Origin of the sequence: Methylobacterium sp. WL19, from assembly GCF_008040005.1 — a bacterium.
In the GTDB taxonomy this organism is placed as follows: Bacteria; Pseudomonadota; Alphaproteobacteria; order Rhizobiales; family Beijerinckiaceae; genus Methylobacterium; species Methylobacterium bullatum.
The window spans coordinates 15,489-34,372 of record NZ_VRVC01000045.1 but is presented as its reverse complement, the minus strand read 5'-3'; the positions used below and the strand labels follow the sequence as shown (position 1 = coordinate 34,372).

The 18,884-nt window shown below is 64.9% G+C and carries 15 protein-coding genes; 7 read left to right on the top strand and 8 right to left on the bottom strand.

Going from position 1 to position 18,884, the window contains the following annotated elements:
* Positions 1 to 68: 68 nt before the first annotated feature.
* Entirely contained in the window at positions 69 to 1,790 is a 1,722-nt protein-coding gene (locus FV220_RS11200) for a DUF927 domain-containing protein (RefSeq protein WP_147831391.1), read from the top strand.
* A gap of 35 nt (positions 1,791 to 1,825) precedes the next feature.
* Here the strand turns inward: FV220_RS11200 and FV220_RS26370 are convergent, their stop codons facing one another.
* The 5 genes from FV220_RS26370 to FV220_RS26080 form a co-directional block, all read right to left on the bottom strand.
* Positions 1,826 to 1,936, bottom strand: a complete 111-nt coding sequence (locus FV220_RS26370) for a DUF4113 domain-containing protein (protein ID WP_281406083.1) — start codon at positions 1,934 to 1,936, stop codon at positions 1,826 to 1,828.
* A gap of 16 nt (positions 1,937 to 1,952) precedes the next feature.
* The gene (locus FV220_RS11190; protein ID WP_147831389.1) at positions 1,953 to 2,648 is read right to left on the bottom strand and encodes a VIT family protein; all 696 of its coding nucleotides are present in this window, start codon (positions 2,646 to 2,648) and stop codon (positions 1,953 to 1,955) included.
* Positions 2,649 to 2,653: 5 nt separating this feature from the next.
* A complete protein-coding gene (locus FV220_RS11185; RefSeq protein ID WP_147831387.1) occupies positions 2,654 to 3,208 on the bottom strand; it encodes a cytochrome b/b6 domain-containing protein in 555 nt (184 codons plus the stop codon).
* A gap of 61 nt (positions 3,209 to 3,269) precedes the next feature.
* Positions 3,270 to 4,073, bottom strand: a complete 804-nt coding sequence (locus FV220_RS11180; RefSeq protein ID WP_147831385.1) for a DNA starvation/stationary phase protection protein — start codon at positions 4,071 to 4,073, stop codon at positions 3,270 to 3,272.
* A gap of 415 nt (positions 4,074 to 4,488) precedes the next feature.
* The gene (locus tag FV220_RS26080) at positions 4,489 to 4,671 is read right to left on the bottom strand and encodes a hypothetical protein (RefSeq protein ID WP_246689432.1); all 183 of its coding nucleotides are present in this window, start codon (positions 4,669 to 4,671) and stop codon (positions 4,489 to 4,491) included.
* A 532-nt stretch (positions 4,672 to 5,203) separates the two neighbouring features.
* On the opposite strand from FV220_RS26080, the gene FV220_RS11170 reads away from it, so the two are divergent.
* Entirely contained in the window at positions 5,204 to 6,964 is a 1,761-nt protein-coding gene (locus FV220_RS11170) for a heavy metal translocating P-type ATPase (RefSeq protein ID WP_246689434.1), read from the top strand.
* 137 nt (positions 6,965 to 7,101) lie between these two features.
* Here FV220_RS11170 and FV220_RS11165 read toward each other — a convergent pair whose 3' ends face one another.
* A complete protein-coding gene (locus tag FV220_RS11165; RefSeq protein WP_147831380.1) occupies positions 7,102 to 8,469 on the bottom strand; it encodes an ATP-binding protein in 1,368 nt (455 codons plus the stop codon).
* Positions 8,462 to 9,139 (bottom strand): response regulator transcription factor, encoded by a 678-nt coding sequence (locus FV220_RS11160; protein ID WP_147831378.1) that lies wholly within the window; start codon positions 9,137 to 9,139, stop codon positions 8,462 to 8,464. Before FV220_RS11160 ends, FV220_RS11165 begins: the two co-directional genes overlap by 8 nt.
* A gap of 475 nt (positions 9,140 to 9,614) precedes the next feature.
* Between FV220_RS11160 and FV220_RS11155 the strand changes: the two genes are divergently transcribed.
* From FV220_RS11155 to FV220_RS11135, 5 genes are all read left to right on the top strand, one after another.
* On the top strand, positions 9,615 to 10,679 hold the full coding sequence (locus FV220_RS11155) for an efflux RND transporter periplasmic adaptor subunit (protein ID WP_348642083.1): 1,065 nt from the start codon (positions 9,615 to 9,617) through the stop codon (positions 10,677 to 10,679).
* Between the two features lie 7 nt (positions 10,680 to 10,686).
* Positions 10,687 to 13,833 carry a CusA/CzcA family heavy metal efflux RND transporter gene (locus tag FV220_RS11150; RefSeq protein WP_147831376.1) on the top strand — a complete coding sequence of 1,049 codons (3,147 nt, stop codon included), beginning with the start codon at positions 10,687 to 10,689 and terminating at the stop codon, positions 13,831 to 13,833.
* Positions 13,834 to 14,255: 422 nt separating this feature from the next.
* Positions 14,256 to 14,882: a hypothetical protein gene (locus tag FV220_RS11145; RefSeq protein ID WP_147831374.1), complete on the top strand. Its 627-nt coding sequence runs from the start codon at positions 14,256 to 14,258 to the stop codon at positions 14,880 to 14,882.
* On the top strand, positions 14,879 to 15,250 hold the full coding sequence (locus FV220_RS11140; protein ID WP_147831372.1) for a DUF3768 domain-containing protein: 372 nt from the start codon (positions 14,879 to 14,881) through the stop codon (positions 15,248 to 15,250). The genes FV220_RS11145 and FV220_RS11140 overlap by 4 nt, the downstream gene beginning before the upstream one ends.
* A 123-nt stretch (positions 15,251 to 15,373) precedes the next feature.
* Positions 15,374 to 15,919, top strand: a complete 546-nt coding sequence (locus FV220_RS11135; RefSeq protein WP_147831370.1) for a DUF805 domain-containing protein — start codon at positions 15,374 to 15,376, stop codon at positions 15,917 to 15,919.
* A 69-nt stretch (positions 15,920 to 15,988) separates the two neighbouring features.
* On the opposite strand, the gene FV220_RS11130 is transcribed toward FV220_RS11135, so the two are convergent.
* Entirely contained in the window at positions 15,989 to 18,115 is a 2,127-nt protein-coding gene (locus FV220_RS11130; RefSeq protein ID WP_147831368.1) for a TonB-dependent receptor, read from the bottom strand.
* Between the last annotated feature and the right edge of the window lie 769 nt (positions 18,116 to 18,884).

Here is an 18,884-nt window from a genome sequence, read left to right as displayed (position 1 = left end):
GAAGGGTGGGATGGTGGGAAGCGCCCGCAGCCTGACAATCGATCCTGACGTTTTAGAAAGAGGCAACGATGTCCGCGCCAGTTCGGAAGTCCACCGCCAAATCCAACCCGCCGAGGCACCCCCATGAGCGGACCAGTGCCGCACCGGCAAGAGGGTCGATCAAGCCAAGTGTTGGTCCGGCCAAGCCTCGCATCCTCGATAGGGTGATTGACCAAGAAAACGACCGCTGGGTCCGTTATGGGACACCCACTCAAGCGCTTTGGATCCGGGTATCAGAGTTCACACGAACCGACGTCTTCGCACTGCTCGCCAATATCGATCCAACTCTCATCGAGCCGGCTGCGCAGCGGGCGCTGCGTAGCGAAATCGCGAGAGTCGAGACCTACAGGCCGGCCCTTGTCGCATGTACGCCAGGGTGGATCGAGGGCCATTTCGTGCTGGGTGACGGGGGCGTTTTGCAGCCACCGCACAATCCCCGCGAAGTCATTGTCACCTTTCCGCGGAGCTCCAAGTTTGCGGCGTGCGGCAGCTTGGCCGAGTGGCAGGCAGGGATCGAACCGATTGTGGCCCGACAGCCCTTGGCCCTGTTCGCTCTGTCTGTTGCTTTCGTCGGACCTCTTTTGCCGTTCGTCCCACCGGACTACCTCAGTCCCCTGTTCGAATTCGTTGGCGATCCGGGCTGCGGAAAATCGACGCTCGGCATGCTCGCGGCGTCAGTTTGGGCCGGTGACCGGAACAGCACCTGCGGCGGGGGCGAAACCTGGAATCTAACGCCGGGCCGTTTTGACGAAACAAAACTGGTTCACCGGCACAAGCTTTTGCTGCTTGACGAGGCCAACTTGGCGGGGGCCACGAAGGAAGCGCGAAAGCAACTGATCCACCAAGCCGTGTTCGGCCTCACGAACACGGGGCAGAGGCAGCGCAGCGGCGACCAGCTAACAAAGCCCCACGCGCACTTGGCTGTCCTCAGCACCAGCAACCGACGCCTCAGCGAACTTATTGAAGGCTCCGAGGCTGAGCGTGGTGCCCTTACCGAACGCATGGTGACGTTACTGATAGCTCCCGAACGGCCCTACGGCGTGCTTGACCATGTGCCATCTGGTTACAGTGGTTCAGCGGCGGCAGTCGAAGCATTGCGTGCCGCCAGCAATACGCATTGGGGCGCGGCGGGCACGGCATTCGTCAAACGAATACAAGGCCAGATTGCCCGCGACGAGGAAGCTTTTCGAGGGACACTCAAACGCGTCCTGGACCGCGAACGTGCGGCAGTGAGCGTTGACATCGACAGGGAGCGGGTTCGGAAATGCTTTGCGCTCGTTGCCCTGGCGGGGATGCTCGCGCGCCATTGGAAGATCATGCCACGAGCTTGGGGATGCCCGGCAACGGCGGTCTATGCCGTTGCTCGAGAGACTGCCGGCAATCAGAATTCCCGGAGCGAAAGAGCGTCGGTCCCGCCAATCCAACAGATCCAGACTTATTTTGAGAAGCACCGGACGCATGTGGTCGATGTCAGCACGTTGCAGGCTCCACTATCAAAGGTCGCCTTCGAGGCTACCGCCGGCTTCGTGCGACAAGTCGAGGGCGCAACCGAACTGATGATCCCCGCGCGCCGCTTTCAGAAAGCGTTCCCGCAGTATGAGACGATGATGCGAGCCTTACGGGATAGCGGACAAGCACGAACGGAAAGTGGTCGAAAGCCCAAGCTAACGATCAAGACTCCGAAAGCGATCTGCGATGATGGCCGCGTCTATTGTGTGAAGCTCGGTTTGGTTGACACTAAATTGTCCTGACTTATTATTGAGATGCCATGTCCGCTCTCCCTGGCCTACGCGACACCAACGACCCGGATGTCAGCGATTCGGGTGGTGTAGCGCGGCGAGCGCATGTCGAAGCTTGTGGAATACGTTCGCTGAGTGTCGACGGCGTCCGGATCCAGCCGACCGACGAAGCGCTTAGACGGCCTTTCCGACGAGGTGGCCGATGCCTGCAGTGACCGTCATCGCCGCCGCCCCCCAGAAAGCCACCCGTGCGGTAGCCCGTGGAATGGCGGCACCGCCGGCCTTAGCCCCGAGCGCCCCAAGCACGGCCAGGAAAAACAGCGAGGCAGCTGAAACAGAATAGACCACCGATGCGGCCGGCGAGAGCGCGGCCACGAGCAGCGGCAGGGTCGCGCCAGCCGAGAAGGTCGCCGCGGAGGTCAACGCCGCCTGGATCGGGCGTGCAGTGGTGAACTCAGAGATGCCGAGCTCGTCCCTGGCATGGGCGCCCAGCGCGTCCTTCGCCATGAGTTGGTCCGCCACCCGCAGCGCGAGGTCCTGGTCTAAGCCGCGCTCGACGTAGATCCCCGCCAACTCGTCACGCTCGGCGGCCGGGTCCTCTTCAAGCTCGCGTTGCTCCCTGGTGAGGTCGGCTTGCTCGGTGTCGGACTGGGAACTGACCGAAACGTACTCTCCTGCCGCCATGGACATCGCCCCGGCCACGAGGCCGGCTGTGCCGGCGACCAGGATTTCCCCGGAGGCGGCAGAGGATGCGGCCACCCCGACGATTAGGCTTGCGGTCGAGACAAGGCCGTCATTGGCGCCAAGCACCGCGGCGCGCAGCCAGCCGATGCGGTCGATCAGGTGGTTTTCCCTGTGGGCGAGGCGCATCGGCGTCAGGGCCTCTCAATGGGGGCGACGGAGGCGCGGCCCGGAAGGATGCGGCGCAGGGCGGCGTCGTGCCAGAGGTAGTGGTGGACGAGGGCGGCGCAGGCGTGGAAGAGGGCGACCGTCATCAGGATGTTCGCCGCAATCCCATGCCAGTGCGTGAGCGGCCGGCGCCATTCCGGATCGCCGAGTTGCGGCAGCTCCAGCGGACCGATCAGCGTGACGCCCCGTACGAAACCGTTGGCGATGCCGAGCCCGGCGATGACGAAAAGCAGGAGGTACAGGGCGGCATGGGTCGCCTTGGCGAGGATATGAAGGGGACCGGGATCCTCGACTGGCAACGGGCGGCCCTTCGTATGCCGCCAGGTCAGCAACGCGACGATGACGCCGGTGAAGACGAAACCGAGGACGAAGTGGGCCGACCAGATTCCGGAGCGTAGCGGACCCTTTGGCAGCAGGTCTTCGAGGAAAGTGCCGACCAGCCAGAGGACCAGCACGAGCCCGGCCGTGAGCCAGTGCAGGGTGATGGTGGTGCCGTCGTAAGACGTCTCGCGTGAAGGCATGTCGTGTCCAGTCGAGTAGGCCACGCCCCCGCCGCGGCGGCCGAGGGCGTGGCGGGATATATCAGGGCTTCGAGGGGGCCTGCGGGGCTAGGTCGACGGGCTTGTTGTCGTTGAGGTCCCAGCCCGTGTTCGGGTCCGTCCTCGTGCGCTGGAGCTGGGCGCGCATCTGCCACTGGTACTTGGCGATGCCGTGCTCGACCTCCTGCAGCAGGTTCGAGGTCGTCGGGTCGACCTGTTCCGTCGCCTTGATCGCCGCGTTCACCTCCTCGCCCACCCGCTTGTAGGCGTTGGTGAACCAGACCAAGATTTGGGCGTCGTCGAGGAAGCCGCCAGGGATCTCAGGAACGCCCGAGGTCCTCACGATGGTGTTGGCGCGGCCGTCGGCCGAAGATCCCACTGAGAGCAGACGCTCTGCGATGGTGTCGGCGTATTTGGACAAGCCCTCGTAGTGCTCCTGCAAGAGCAAGTGTAGCGGGTAGTACAGGGTACCGGACGCGTTCCAGTGAGCCTGCTTGGTCTGGAGCTGGAGCTGCTGCAGCTCTGTCAGGGTCTGCTGAAGGGCGGCGACATCCTTCTTCATGGCGTCGGCACCGCCATCGAGGCCGATGACGGGCAGCCCGGACATTTCGTTGGTTGGGAAGGCGCCCACGGGTTGCGGGCTGGTCGTCTTCGTCTGCGAGGCGCCGCGGACGTCGTCGGTGTTCTTGGCGGCCGGCTGGTCGGCCTGGGCGAGATCGAACCGCAGGAGAACCTTCATCGCGCTCGGGAGCGCCGGTGAGACGGTCAGCGTTCCGTTGGCGACGGCGGGAAGCGGTAGGGCCGTCCCAAAGAGGAGCATGGCGGATAGGAGGCGAGCGTTCTTCATGAGGTGCTGATGTGACCTTGGAGCGTGCATGACCCTGGTGGGCGAAGCGAACCTGAAAAACTGCCGCAGATTAGAATTGTTCGAAAATGACACCGAATTTAGGATTGCGCCGGGTCCTACTGGATGCCCCCCCTGGCTACTCGCTCGAGGCACTTATGGCATGGGTTGGCCAGGACCGGACGTCGTAGCGATCCGGCATCATGACCTTGTTCCAGACCTTCACGAAGTCCTTCGCGAAACGCGCCCCGCCGTCGCTGCCCGCATAGACCTCGGCCACAGAACGGAGTTGCGACTTCGATCCGAAGACGAGGTCGCAGCGGGTCGCGGTGAACGTTGGGCAAGCCGCTGTGACGGCCGATCAGTTCGAAAGTCATTCCCTTCTCGTCGGCCTTGCGCAATTCGAGGTCGACGCTAGTCAGGTTGACGAAAAGTCGTTCGACAGGACGCCGACCCAGTTGGTGAGGATGCCGTGGCGCGAACCGTCACGGTTAGCACCGAGGGCGAGCAGGCCCTTCACCAAGGCGACCCAATCAGGCGCCGTGGGGGAGAGGAGATACACCTTGTCGAGGAAGAGTTCTTTTGGCGAGACGCGACCCAACGTGAGCGCCGCAAGTCGTCTGCCACATAGTTGTGAAAGCCGTCGACGACGGGCTTCAGCCACGTGAAAATCTCGATGTCGGTGAGGTCCTGACGCGTATCTCCTGCCCTTCCTGGGTCAGGACGACAAGGACGTCGGATATGAGCATCGGTGCGGCGACGGCTTCCTCCTACGCTTTCCAGGGTGGGTATGCGGGCCTCCGGCGTCGTCGTCTTTGATCTAGCGCAAGGAATGATCGCGGGGACCGTGGTGTCATGCGGCTCGCGCTCGGTCGACCGCGCCGGTCCGGTGGCTTGGCCTCCAGACTCCCCACATCGCTCGCCCTCGATGAGGGGCCCCTTCGGAACAGAAGAGTGCGAACATGCCGGTCCCGGCGATGACGATGTCCGATCAGGGCAAACAGGACCTGCCATCTGTTGCTCCTGCACCGCCGGCCGCGACCCGGATCTCGATAGACCGCTCCGGCTGGTTCCGGATCGGCTTGGTCTTCGTGACGCTCATCGGCCTTTGCGCAGGCCTCGCCGCACAGGCGATGGGTGCGAGTTGGGCATCCTGGATCTGGAGCGCCGCTACGTGCTTGGTACTCGCCGTACTACTCGGCCAGATCATCAACAGCCTGCTGCGCGGTGACGTCGGTCTCGACGTGGTGGCCGCCCTGTCGATGGGCGGCGCCCTTGCCCTCGGACAATCCCTCGCCGCGGTGGTCGTGGCCCTGATGTATGCCGGCGGCCAATCGCTGGAAGCCTATGCCGCGGGCCGAGCCCAACGCGAGATGTCGGCACTGCTCGCCAGGCAGCCACGCTCCGCACTCAAGGAGCAGGACGACGGTCTCAAGGAGGTCCCCATTTCGGACCTGATCCCTGGCGACCGACTGCTGATCCGGACCGGTGACGTCGTGCCCGTCGACGGTCTCGTGGATGCAGGGCGCGCGGTACTGGATCAGGCTTCGCTCACCGGCGAGGCGCTCCCGGTCACCATCGAGGCGAAGGCCGCCGCCCTCAGCGGCGCCATCAACGTCGGGCCGGCTTTCATGCTCGTCGCCGAGAGGGTTGCCGCCGAGAGCACCTACGCGGGCATCGTCCGTCTCGTTAAGGCCGCCCAGGCGGAGAAGGCACCGATGGCGCGCCTGGCGGATCGCTACGGCCTCGCCTTCCTCGCCCTCACGCTGGCCATCGCCGGCGCGGCCTGGTTAGTCACCGGCGATCCGTTGCGGGCGCTGGCCGTGGTCGTCATCGCGACCCCGTGCCCGCTGATCCTCGCCGTTCCGGTGGCCCTCGTCTCGGGCATGTCCCGGACTGCCGGGATCGGCGTCCTGGTGAAGGGCGGCGCGGCCCTGGAGACGCTCGCCAGGATCACCACCCTGGTCATCGACAAGACCGGAACCCTCACCCACGGCACCGCGAAACTTCAGGCGGTCCGGACCCTTTCCGGTCAGGACATCGACACCGTTGTCCTGGTCGCCGCTTCACTAGATCAAGCTTCCGTTCATCCCACGGCGCGAGCCCTGGTGCAGGCGGCACACGCAAGGGCCCTGTTCCTCGTGCAACCGACCGAGGTGGTAGAGACGCCCGGAGAGGGCATTGCGGGTCTGGTCGGCAGCCATCGGGTTCTCGTTGGCGGCCCGCGCTTCATGCAGGCCCAGAATGTCACGTTTCCGGTCAACGCACCGCCGCCTCCGCGAGCGGAAGTTCCCGCGGTGACGGCAACCGTCCTCGTCGCCATCGACGGCGCACCTGCCGGCATCCTCGGCTTCGCCGATCCCCTCCGCCTGGAAGGCGTCACGGCCCTCGGCGCCCTACGCACGACCGGCATCCGTCGCATCGTTCTCGCCACGGGAGACCGCAAGTCCGTTGCGGACGGGTTGGTTGTCGGATTGCCCATCGACGCCGTGGCGGCCGACCTCGACCCGGCTGGCAAGACCGACCTCGTCGCGGTCGAGCGCAGGCATGGCGTAGTGATGATGGTCGGCGACGGGGTGAACGACGCCCCAGCCCTGGCCGCGGCCGATCTCGGCGTGGCACTCGGCGCGCGGGGCGCAGCGGCGGCCGCGGAGGCCGCCGACGTCGTCCTGCTGGTAGACCGCATCGATGGATTGGCGCAGGCGATCCACATCGCGAAGCGCGCCCGCGCCATCGCCCTGCAATGTGTGTTCGCCGGCATCGGCATGTCGACCCTCGGCATGGTGGCCGCGGCCTTCGGATACCTTTCGCCCCTCCAAGGCGCCCTGATCCAGGAAGTCATCGACGTCGCTGTCGTCCTCAACGCCATGCGCGTGCTCGGCGGCAAAGCGTGACGCTCGACATCACGTCCCGACCGCGGGGCGATGCGCAGATCCTCGATGCAAACGAGAGTTCGCTCGCCATCCACGATATCGAACGACCTGGATGCAGTCGGGCGCTTATCTGTCGATGTTCGAACGCCCCTCTCGGCTTACCGTGGGTCCGGGGCGGGGCAGAGAACTTCGATGCGGCATCCTCCGCCGGCACCTTCCGTTACGACCAGCGCGAACCCGTGCAGCTTGGCGATGGCCGCGACGAGGCCGAGGCCGAGCCCATTGCCTTGCGTCTGCCTGGCTCGCTCCGAGCGATAGAACCGCCTGAACACCTGTTCTCGTTCGACCACGGGGATTCCGGGGCCGCTATCCTCGACGGAGACCACAGAAAGGTCCTCACGCCGGCCGAGGCCGACCCTGACCTGGCCATTCACCGGCGTGAACTTGATGGCATTGTCGAGCAGGTTCGACACCGCCTCGAAGATCAGGCTGCGGTCGCCTTCGATGGTGGGCATCGTCGAATCGACATCCAGGGCGAGGACGATCCCCTTCTCCTCGGCCAGGGGCTCGAACAGTTCCGCGGCCTCGCTCACCACGACCCCGAGGTCCACCGGACCGAAGGCGGCGTAGCGTCGGCCATGCTCGATCTCGCCGATGCGTAGCACCGCCGTCACCATTTCCAAGGTCTGGTCGATCCAGACCAACCCCTGGTCTACCGCCTCGCGCAGCTCGCCGATGTCACGGGCCTGCTCGCGGCCGCGCTCGAGCCGCAGCCGCAGGCGTGTGAGTGGGGTCCGGAGGTCGTGGGCCACGGCGTCACCCACGCCTCGCACCTCCTCCATCAGGCGCTCGATCTCGTCGAGCATGCCGTTGACGTTCTGTGCCAGGCGGTCGAACTCGTCCCCTGCCGTGCCGACGGGAAGCCGTTGGCGCAGGTCCCCGTGCATCACTCGCGCGACCGCCGCCTCCGTCGATGCAAGTCGGCGCTTGGCGCGCCCGGCGAGCAACACGCCACCGAGGATGGAGAAGGCCAGGGTCGGTCCCAGCGCGAGTCCCAGGGCACGGATCACCGTGGCCTTGGCGCGGTCGATCTCGTCGGTGTCGTGCGCCACAACCACGATGCTGCCGTCGCTCAGGGCGATCCCCGCGGACCACAGGTCCTCGTGCAGCCGCCGTCCTGCGATGGCGACCTGCGTGCCGATCCGATGAACCTCGCCGTCCAGTGGAAGGGCCTGCGGCCGCGCATCGAGATTGCCGGCGAGCTTTCGGCCGTCGGGGCTAAACAAACCCGCGAAATGCACGCTGTGGAGGTCCTCGCTGACCCAGGTCTCGATGCGGGCACCCGCCTTCGAGGGATCGCCGGCGGCGTACCTGACCTCATGTCGGAGGACCTGGGAGAGCTCGTCCTGCATGAACGCGGCGGTCTGCCAGTACACGAAGGCGAACAGGGTCAGGGACAGCAAGGTCGACCAAAGGGCGATGCCAAGTGCCCAGCGGAAAGCGAAGGAGCGGGTTATCCTAGACATCCGGCGTCAGGGTGAAGCCCTCTCCCCGGACGTTGTGGATCAGGATCGGCTCGCCCTCGACCTCAAGCTTCTTGCGCAGGCGCCCGACATGGACGTCGATGAGGTTCGACTTCGGGGTGAACCGGTAGTTCCAGACCTCCTCGAACATCATCGCCCGGGTCACGACCTGGCCGGGCCGGCGCATGAGGTATTCGAGGAGCTTGAGTTCGCGCGGCAGCAGGGCGAGGTCGCGCAAGCCTCGGCGCCCGGTCCCGGAGATGAGGTCGAGCTCCAGGGTCCCCACCCTGAGCACCGTCTCGCGCGTGTCGGTGGGCCGCCGCAGCAGGGCCTCGATCCGGGCTGCAAGCTCCGCGAGGACGAAGGGCTTGCCCAGGTAGTCATCGCCGCCGGCGCGCAGGCCATGGATGCGTTCGTCAACGTCGCCGAGCGCGCTCAGGACCAGGGCCGGTGTCCGGTCCCCGGCGCCGCGCAGGTCCCGCAGCAGGGTGAGCCCGTCCAGGCCGGGCAGCATCCGGTCGAGGATAATGGCGTTCCAGGTACCCTTACGAGCGGCGGTCGCACCTTCCGGTCCCGTGGCTGCCCAGGCAACCTCGTGTCCGCGCCCGCGCAGGTCGCCGAGGACCTCCTCCGCCGTGGCGGCATCGTCCTCGATCAGAAGTAGCTTCGCCACCCGGTCCTCTCTCGGGCTCTCGCCCCTGTCCCGCTTGTGATGTGGTTCGGAGCCGGTCCCAAGACCACGAGTGTGAACCCGAATTTAATGGCACAGGTCATCACCCAGCTTATATCTTAGAACGGCTCTAATATAACCAATGGACGACATCGTGCTGCTGGAGGCGGAGACAGGCGTGCCCACTAACGGTGAGGCAGGGATGGCCGGCCGCGGAGAGGCGCGCGAGCGTTTGAATGCCGTACCATCGGGGACGGCGCAAAATTCCAGTTCGGCATCCTCCAAGATCAGGCGTCGTTCGATCTGGGCCGTGGTAATTGGCTTGGCTGCACTCGGGCTGGCCGGTTGGTGGTATCGGGATGCCGCAAGGCCCTACATCGAACCGATACTGGAGTCGGTCGGGTTGGCACCCGCCGCGCCCGATACACACACGACGACGAGCTCGGTCGCTCCCGAACAGACGGCCCAGGACAACGTCGTGCGGCTTGATGCCGAAGGACAACGGCGTCTCGGCCTGGCATTCGGGCAATCCGAGATCCGTCGGATCATCCTACCCGTACGAACGCCCGGCATGGTCGCCTTCGACGAGCGCCGGGTCACCCGCCTTAAGCCCCGCACCTCGGGCCGGGTGCTTACGCTATCGGTGCAGCCCGGCGACCGCGTGAAGGCTGGCGAGACGCTCGCCACCCTCGATGCGGCGGGGGTCCTCGACGCCCGCAACGGCCTCGCCGCCGCCCAGGCCAGCCTCGGCGAGGCGCAGGCCACGGAGAAGGTCGCCGAGACCAACCTCAAACGGGGCAACGACCTCGTGAGGCTCGGCGGGGTCACCCAGGCCGAGGTCGACCGGCGCCAGGTCGATCTCGCCAAGGCCCATGCCGCCACCCTTTCAGCCCAGTCGCAGGTCGAACTCTACCGCGCACAGTACGAGCGCCTCGCCCCGGCCCCCGGAGAGGCTCCGGGCGTCAGCGCCATCGTCTCGCCCATCGAAGGCGTGGTGACAATGGCGGGGATCACCCTGGGCGAGGTCGTCGATACCAACCGCGACGCCTTCACCGTGGCGGACCCGTCGCAGATCCAGGTGCTGGCCAACCTCTACGGCCACGACATCGCAACCGTGAAGGCCGGCGACCGGGCGACCATCGAAGCCCCGGTCACGGCGCATCCCCGTTTCGAGGGCCGGGTCCGGTCGGTCAACGCCGCCATCGACCCGATGACCAACACCGCCCCGGCCCGCATCGAGATCGCCAACCCGGACGGGACGTTGCGCGCCAACATGTTCGTTTCCGTGGAGATCGCCGCCGATCTCGGGCGTGAGGGCGTCACGGTGCCGGCCGGCGCGATCCAACAGACTGAGGGCGGCCCCATCGCCTTCGTGCGTACCGGCGACGACCGCTTCGAGAAGCGGGACCTTACGCTCGGGGTGCAGCGCGCGGATTGGGTTGAGGTCCGGTCTGGCATCCAGACTGGTGAGACGGTGGCAACGCAAGGCAGCTTCGGCCTCAAGGCGATCATGCTGCGCGCCCTGCTCGGTTCGACGGATTGAGACCGCGATGAATGCCTGGTTCGCCCTCCTCATCCGCCGCCGCTGGCTGGTGTTGATCCTAGCGCTCGCCGGCGCGGTCGGTGGCATCGTCAACCTCGAAGGCCTGTCCATCGACGCGGTGCCGGACGTCTCGCCCAAGCAGGTCATGGTCCTGACCCTGTCGCCGGGGCTGGGTCCGTTGGAGGTCGAGCGCCTCGTCAGCTTCCCGGTCGAGAACGCCATGGCGGGGGCGCCGGGACTCTCCGGGATACGCTCGACCTCGCGCTACGGGGTCTCGGCCGTCTACGTCACCTTCGACGATTCCATGTCGATTACCGAGGCGCGGTCCCAGGTGTTTCAACGCCTGCCGCTGGCGAAAACGATGATGCCGGCCGGCGTCGGCGACCCGCAGATGGGGCCGATGGCGACGGGGCTCGGCGAGATCTACCAGTTCGAGGTGCGCGGGCCGGGCTACTCGCCGATGGCGCTGAAGCGCATCCTGCAATGGACCATCGCGCCGAAGCTCAAGCTGACACCGGGCATCGCCGACGTGAACATCTACGGCGGCCAGATGCCGACCTACGAGGTCCGGATCTCCGCCGAGAGCCTGCATCGCTACGGCGTGACCATGGCTCAGGTCTACACGGCGCTTGCCGAGAACAACGCCGCGCGCGGGGGCGCCTACATCGAGCACAACGACCAGCAGGAGGTCATCCGCGGCCTCGGTCTGGCCAAGGACACCAAGGATCTTTCCAACATCGTTGTCACGACGGGTCCGGGCGGCGTGCCGGTGACGGTCGCCACCCTGGGCGAGGTGGTGGAGGCGCCGAAGGTACGGCTCGGTGCGGTCACCCACGACGCCGCAGGCGAGACCGTCGTCGGCATCGCCATGATGCAGCAGGGCGAGAACGCCAGCGCCGTGGTCGTGGCCGTGAAGCAGACCATCGAGACCCTGCGCCAGCAGCTCCCCCCGGGCGTCGAGATCGTCCCCTACTACGACCGCAGCACCCTGGTGGCGCGCACCATCCGCACCGTCGAGCACAACCTCATGGAGGGGGCGGTGCTCGTCATCGTCGTGCTGCTCCTGCTGCTGGGCAACCTCCGGGCCGGCCTCGTGGTGGCGGCCGCGATCCCGCTCTCAATGCTCATGGCTTTCGCCGGGATGAGGCTGTTCGGGCTCTCGGGCAACTTGATGAGCCTCGGCGCCATCGACTTCGGCCTCATCGTCGACGGCGCCGTGGTGATGATCGAGAACGTCCTGCGCGCCCGCGGCGAGCACCCCGAGCGCCCGGCCCAAGAGGTCATCCGTCAGGCCACCGTGGAGGTGGCGCGCCCGATCCTGTTCGCGGTCGCCATCATCATCATGGTCTACCTGCCCATCCTCGCCCTCGAAGGGGTGGCCGGCAAGATGTTCCGGCCGATGGCGCTCACCGTCATCCTCGCGCTGGCCGGCTCCCTGGTGCTCACCATGACGCTGATGCCGGCGCTGGCAGCCATCGTGCTGGCTGGGCCCGGGATCGGCGAGCGCGAGACCCGCCTCGTTCACTGGGTTCGAAGCGCCTACACCCCGGTCCTCCGGCTCGCCGAGCGCCGCACCGGGATCACGCTCCTGGTCACCCTTGGCCTGTTCCTCGGGAGCTGCTGGCTGGCGACCCGGCTTGGCGGCGAGTTCCTGCCGAAGCTCTCGGAAGGCTCCATCGTCATCACCTCCGAGAAACTGCCCGGCATCAACCTCGATGCCTCGCTCAAGGTCATGCAACGCATCGAGCAGACCCTGAAGGGCTTCCCCGAGGTCAAGCGGGTGGTCTCGCTCACCGGAAGCGCCGAGATCCCCACCGACCCGATGGGGGTGGAATCCACCGACAGCTTCATCACGCTGACCGACCCATCGACCTGGACGACCGCGACCACCCAGGAGGGGCTTGTCGCCGCCCTCGACAAGCGCCTGCGCGCGGAGGTGCCGGGGGTATCCTACGCGTTCTCGCAGCCCATCCAGATGCGGATGGACGACCTCCTGGAGGGCGTGCGCGGAGACGTCGCCATCAGCCTCTATGGCGACGACCTCAAGGTGCTGAAGGACACGGGCGACGCCATCGTCCGCACGGTTTCCGGCGTCACCGGAGCGGCCGACGTGAAAGCTGAGGCGCAGGCCGGCATGCCGGCGCTCTCCATACAGGTCGACCGTGCTGCGGCCGCCCGCTACGGCGTCAACGTCAGTGACATCCTCGACGTGGTCGAGAGCATCGGCGGGCGCACCGCCGGGATGATCTACGGCGACGACAACTCCATCACCGACATCGTGGTCCGGCTGAAGTCCGCCGACCGTAGCGACATCGCGCGCATCCGCGACCTACCGGTCGGCCGGAACAGCAAGGCGCTGGTGCCGCTGTCGTTGGTTGCCTCCGTCGACGTGGCGACGGGGCCTGCCCAGATCAGCCGTGAGAAGCTCCAGCGTCGGATCTCGGTGCAGGCCAACGTTCGCGGCCGGGACGTCCAGAGCTTCGTCAGCGATGCGCAAGCGGCGGTGAAGGCGCAGGTGACACTGCCGCCGCGCTACTCGCTGCAATGGAGCGGGCAGTTCCAAAACCTGCAGGAGGCGACGGGCCGGCTCTCCGTGGTCGTCCCGGCCGCCATGGCGGCGATCCTGATCCTGCTCGTGGTGATGTTCGGCGACATCCGCCTCGCCGGGCTGATCTTCCTCAACGTGCCCGTGGCCGCCACCGGCGGCATCGTCGCCCTGTACCTGCGTGACCTGCCGTTCTCGATCTCGGCTGCCATCGGTTTCATCGCGACCTTCGGCATCGCGATCCTGAATGGCGTGGTGCTTACGAGCTACATCCGCGACCTCGAACGGATAGGCCTCGACGCCCGCGAGGCGGCGACCCGGGCCGCCGAGATGCGCCTGCGCCCAGTCCTGATGACGGCGCTGGTGGCGGCGCTCGGGTTCCTGCCCATGGCCCTCTCCACGAGCGCGGGCGCCGAGGTGCAGCGCCCGCTGGCCACGGTGGTGATCGGCGGCCTCGTTACAGCGACCCTGCTTACCCTGGTGGTGCTGCCCGCCGTCTATCCGTACCTAGCGCATCTGCGGCTTCCCTGGCGTCGACGCGATGACGAACAATCCGCGCTGAGAACGAAAGATAACCAGCGAGCGGGCGCCGATAGCTTGGAGCATTAAGGCTATCCCTTTTCCAGCACAACGAGCTTCTCGATCCATGTATATTGAAATTGCTCGTACTCGACGCCGATTTAATATGTACAGTCTTAACGAGGATATTGTGCATATCTCTATGCGGTCGGGAGTTAGATCCTCTGTCAAAGATAATTTGAAGATCTTGTTTGCGTTCATTAACGGCTTGCTCAGCTACAGTGAGCAAGATACAAGCGCAATAACAAGCCAAGCTTGACATTAGGACGATAGTCCTTTAATGTAAGTGTCGCTGCGGGCTGTTTCGCAGCTGACCGGATGCCCCCGATGCCCCTGCCGTTACGCCTCCACTGCGACCCAAGCCCGACCGGCAGCAGGCGGGTGCATCTTCCCCCCTCACACTCAACGCAAGGCGGCCTCCGGGCCGCCTTCGTCGTTTCTGGAGCCCTTTGATGACCCTAAACATCGCAATCAGCACAGCCGCCACCATACCGCACGGCCTGATCCTGTTCGGCCGCGACGAACGACAGCGCCCCCACGCCTCGCGCTTTGCCGCTGGCGAGAGGGCCGAGGCCGAGCGTGCCGCTGGGCTGATGGGCATGCACGTGCTCGAAATCAGCGACGACACCCATCACAGCCTCGCTGCTGGCCTGCCCCAGGGACGCTTGTTCGGGAGCGGCAAGGCCTTCGTGCCGTTCGTCAAAGCCGAAATGTTCGAGCGGCTCGTGGCGGCGGCTGGCCTACCCGATGTCGCCCCGCGTGTCAGGGCCGCAGGCAAGGCCGCCAGCGCCCCTCCGGCATCAGGGGGCGGGGCAAGTGACGCTGCGGGCGCCGGAGGCCCTGGGGGGCGCTTCAAGGCGCCCGCTGATTGGCCGGGGATCGAGCGTGGCTGCCTCGTGCTCGCCTGCGCCGGCCCGTTGGAGGGTTGGTTCGAGGCGATTGTCATGTACACCAAGGCCGACGACGCCTTCGAGCTTCAGTGGCGCGACTGGCCCGACGATCCGCTGATTACCCGGCATCGCAGCGAGCTTGGCTTGCTACCGCCCGGCGCGGTTCAAAGTGCGAAGCCAGGGGCGTGAGCCGCTCGGCCCCCATCAGCGTCGAGGCGAATCCCGCCTCGACCACCCGCACCGACCGGGTGCGTGCCCTGAACGATGCCTTCCGCCGGAGCTTTGCCGGCGGCCATGTGATGCTGTCGCGCGGGATCGCCACCCTGCCGGAGGAGCGCCGTCGCGAGGCCGAAGCAGTAGTTCAATCGTTCGCGACCTTCAGCGTCGCCGACGACCCGTATGGCCAGCACGATTTCGGAGCCTTCGATCTCGCTGGGCAGCGATGCTTCTGGAAGATCGACACCTACGACCGCGTTATGGTCGGGCACTCGCCTGATCCGGCCGACCCGGCAGTGACCGTGCGCATCCTCACCATCATGCTCGCTGCCGAGTACTGAGTCTCCGACACGATAGCCCTGCTTGCGGGCTGCCCAACCGACGCACCTGCCCAAACGGCGTTTAGCGTGCCCCTGGCCACGACGCCGACCCCCGTCAAAACCCCAACCACTAGGATCTGGAACATGAACTCGTACCTCAGTGCGATGCGGAGCTATCGCGACTTTTCTGGCCGGACCTCGCGCGGCGACTACTGGCGCTTCATTCTTGTGTACTTCGGCATCGCGCTGATCGCGCTCGTGCTCGATGCGGCCTTCGCCACCGGCAACAAGGATGGTGGCCTGTTTGTCGGCCTCGTCCACCTCGTTCACCTCCTGCCGCAGGTGGCGGCGGGAATCCGCCGGATGCACGACACCGACCATTCGGGGTGGTGGTTGTTGCTCAGCCCCGTCGCGCTGGTCTTCGCCTGCTTTGCCGGGACGCCGGGGCCGAACCGGTTCGGGTTGCCCCCGGCAGCCGGTGCCGTGCCCGCTACAATTAGCACCGTGCCTTCGACACAAACCCCGGCTGCCCCTGTAGCCCCGCCGCAGCGTGACGTGATCGCCGAAATCGAACGGCTGGCGCAGCTTCGCGCCGGCGGCAGCCTGTCGGAGGCCGAGTTCGAGGTGATGAAGGCTGAGGCCCTGTCGCAGTCGCGCGGCGAGTCAACGACGACACGGCGTGGGTCCTAGTTGCGGTCACCGTTTGCATGGGTGGCCGAGACGTCGCGGAACGGTCCGCGACGCCAAGGCAAACGTCGCTTAGAACGACGCGCGTACGCCGCCAAAGAAGCTGCGTCCGTTGCCTGGATAGAACGCTGCCAGCGCCGCCGCGCCGCCCACGGCAGTCGATGCATTAGTCACTACCGAGATGTCGGAGATATAGCGCTCGTCCGTCAGGTTGCGAGCATCCAGGAACAATGAGACTCCGTTCTTGAAATCGATCCCAGTCTGGATGTTGAACAGCGCGTAGCCCGGGACTTGCAGTGTATTAGCGTGGTCAGCGAAGGCCCCCTGCGGCACCCAATCCACTGAAGGCGAAAAGTAGAACCCACCGGGGTGGGCATAGGTCAGGACAGTGCGCAAAACATCCCGTGGAATACCGGCGATCTGGTTATTGCCGAAGACTGGATCGTTGATGAAACGAAAGTCGTTATGGGTCCAGATTTGCGAGGCGATGATTGTGTCCCCAATTCCACTAAAGTCGCGCACCATATCGATAGATACTGCCGCCTCCACGCCCTGGTGCAGTGTGCGCGGTGCATTGAAGGTCGCGGCCGGAATATTGAGTCCGGGGTTGATCGAGAAATTGATCAATTCGTCGCGGATCTCGGATCGATAGAGGGTCACGTCCCAAGCGAGCCGGTCGATGCGACCGCGCGTTCCTGCCTCGTAGGTCCAGGCCCGTTGCGCCTCAAGAGGCACGAAGGTCGTGCGGAGGGAGTTCTGCTGCGCCAAGTCGGAGAAATCCGGCACATCGCGCGAGCGGGTGATGTCACCGAAGACTTGAATGTCGGGGAGCGGCTGCCACAGTAGGCCGATCTTCGGGTTAATGCCTTCATATGTAGCATTGGCGAACTGGACATTGGGGTTGGCAGCAAAACCACCCTTGTTGCTATAGGTGCGGTTCGAGGAAAATGCCTTGGCGCCCGTCATCAGTGCTACATCGGGGAGGAACCAGAATCGATTTTCGCCATAGGCTTCGTAGTTGGACGCACTCTGGAGGGCGTTGAGAGTCTGGCCGCCGCGCTGTCCAGCGACGTTAAAGAACTGCAGCGCTGAGTTCTGGCCTGCCGAGGCGCGCAGGCCAAGAATCGTATCGTTGCGGTAGCCCGCGATGTCGAATGTGCCTGACCAGTGTGGTGAGATCCCATACGTCCAGCCGTCCTGATCGATGACCTGGAAAATCGGATGGTAGAGCGATTTGTGGATCGCCCATGTGTCGATATCGAGCTTGCCGACATCCAGCGCGAATGAGGTCCGGTTTGCGATCCGTTCTGTCTCAACTTTGCGGGACTGGTTGCCGGCGACAGCTGAGGGGTTGGCGATGGTCGGGGCGTTGAGCGCGTTGAACAGCGTCAGCGTACCGGGTAGTTTCTGGTCGGTAAGGTAGACGCCGACATAGAACCGCGTCTCAACGCCCGGCGCGAGTTTGTACCCGATATTGGCGTTGAAGTTCTGTGTGCGCTGCGACTCGTGATCGCGGTACCCATCTGAATTCGTGATCGTCCCATTGATAAGGAAGTCCACCGGTCCAGAGATGCGGGAGAACTGGAAGTTTTCGCGTATGGTGCCGAAGCTGCCACCGTCGATTCGCAGAATGTTGGGGGCAAATGCGGTGTAGGCGGTAGGGGTAACGAAGTTGATTGCCCCGCCAAGAGTCGTTGCGCCGAACGTTAGCGCGTTCCCCCCTTTGTAGACCTCTACCGACCGCAGAGCGAGGGGGTCGATTTGATAGAAATCACCGCTGCCGTCGGCGAGGTTGATTGGAATGCCGTCTTGAAGAACCTCGATCCCACGTAGATGGAAGCCGCGCGAAATTCCCGATCCTCGGATCGAGAGACGCATTTCCTGACCGTAGCGCTCCTGCACGAAGACGCCCGGCGTATCCTTCAAAACGTCACGAAGGGTATTGGCGTACCGGTTCTGGAAATCCCTGGCATCGACGAAGGCTACCGAGCCGACCGTGGAATTCACCAATGCTCTTTGGGCTGCAACGCTGGGTACAGTGATAGTGCCGTTTGTGGTTTTTCCCGCTCCTTCGACGGATAGCTCAGGAAGGGTAACAGGTGTTGCACTGGGACTGCCAGTTTGCGCGAAAACAGAGGTGGTGGCAAGCAAAGTGAATAACAGAGCGAGGCACAGCTCGACCCGGGGAACTGGGTACATGACAAAATTCCAAAGTCTGAGAGATCGAAAGACGAACAATCAGTCAGACAACTGGCGGAGCTCGCGCACTGGCGCTTATCCCAGGGGGGGCGCGTGGACGTGTGACTACCTCGGGACGCCATGAGGTTCGGGCCGTGTGGCGGAATGGCCAGATGATCGGCGACGCCGCAAGCACGGGAACGTCGAGGGAAGGCGCAATATGGGCGGCGGTACAGCACGACATCTGGCTATGAATTGGTGGAGCCTTGACTGGTCCATCCTGCGAGAAGCGTGCGTCAGTGAGGCAAAGGATGTGAGCGGTATCAAGCGAGCGACCTACGGCCATACCGCCAAGAAGGCCTTGAAGCACAAGAGCGTACAGCGCGACCACAGCAACGGCCGCGCGGCAAGCCGCCCAATTGAGCCGGTTTCCGCACATCATCATTGCGTATGGCCACGCTCCTATGCGGGTCAATGTGGCGGAACTGCTCGCGAGAGGTTTTTTTCGACGTGTGCTTTGAATGCCAATTGCACATGCTGGCGGCCGAAGATGCGAGTCTGAGACACAGCCGTAAGCAAACTTACCGCACCCCGCTCCTTTACATTGACGAAACGCGAAGCTTTGCCATACGCCTCTATGATGCGCATGTGGCAGCCGGACTGGAGAGTCTGCCGCGCGGTCATCGCGGTGGCTGCGCTCTATGCGCTTGCGCTTCAAGCGCTACTTGGGGGCATGGGCGGCGTTGGAACGCTCGGTCCAGATCACAGCCTCTGCCTTCAGGACGGCGGG

What these genes read in the sequence shown, in the direction of transcription:
- FV220_RS11200 (WP_147831391.1), top strand. Translation starts at nt 69, where the DNA reads ATGTCCGCGCCAGTTCGGAAGTCCACCGCCAAATCCAACCCGCCGAGG.
- FV220_RS11190 (WP_147831389.1), bottom strand. Translation starts at nt 2,648, where the DNA reads ATGCGCCTCGCCCACAGGGAAAACCACCTGATCGACCGCATCGGCTGG.
- FV220_RS11185 (WP_147831387.1), bottom strand. Translation starts at nt 3,208, where the DNA reads ATGCCTTCACGCGAGACGTCTTACGACGGCACCACCATCACCCTGCAC.
- FV220_RS11180 (WP_147831385.1), bottom strand. Translation starts at nt 4,073, where the DNA reads ATGAAGAACGCTCGCCTCCTATCCGCCATGCTCCTCTTTGGGACGGCC.
- FV220_RS11170 (WP_246689434.1), top strand. Translation starts at nt 5,204, where the DNA reads ATGGGTGCGAGTTGGGCATCCTGGATCTGGAGCGCCGCTACGTGCTTG.
- FV220_RS11165 (WP_147831380.1), bottom strand. Translation starts at nt 8,469, where the DNA reads ATGTCTAGGATAACCCGCTCCTTCGCTTTCCGCTGGGCACTTGGCATC.
- FV220_RS11150 (WP_147831376.1), top strand. Translation starts at nt 10,687, where the DNA reads ATGAATGCCTGGTTCGCCCTCCTCATCCGCCGCCGCTGGCTGGTGTTG.
- FV220_RS11145 (WP_147831374.1), top strand. Translation starts at nt 14,256, where the DNA reads ATGACCCTAAACATCGCAATCAGCACAGCCGCCACCATACCGCACGGC.
- FV220_RS11135 (WP_147831370.1), top strand. Translation starts at nt 15,374, where the DNA reads ATGAACTCGTACCTCAGTGCGATGCGGAGCTATCGCGACTTTTCTGGC.
- FV220_RS11130 (WP_147831368.1), bottom strand. Translation starts at nt 18,115, where the DNA reads ATGTACCCAGTTCCCCGGGTCGAGCTGTGCCTCGCTCTGTTATTCACT.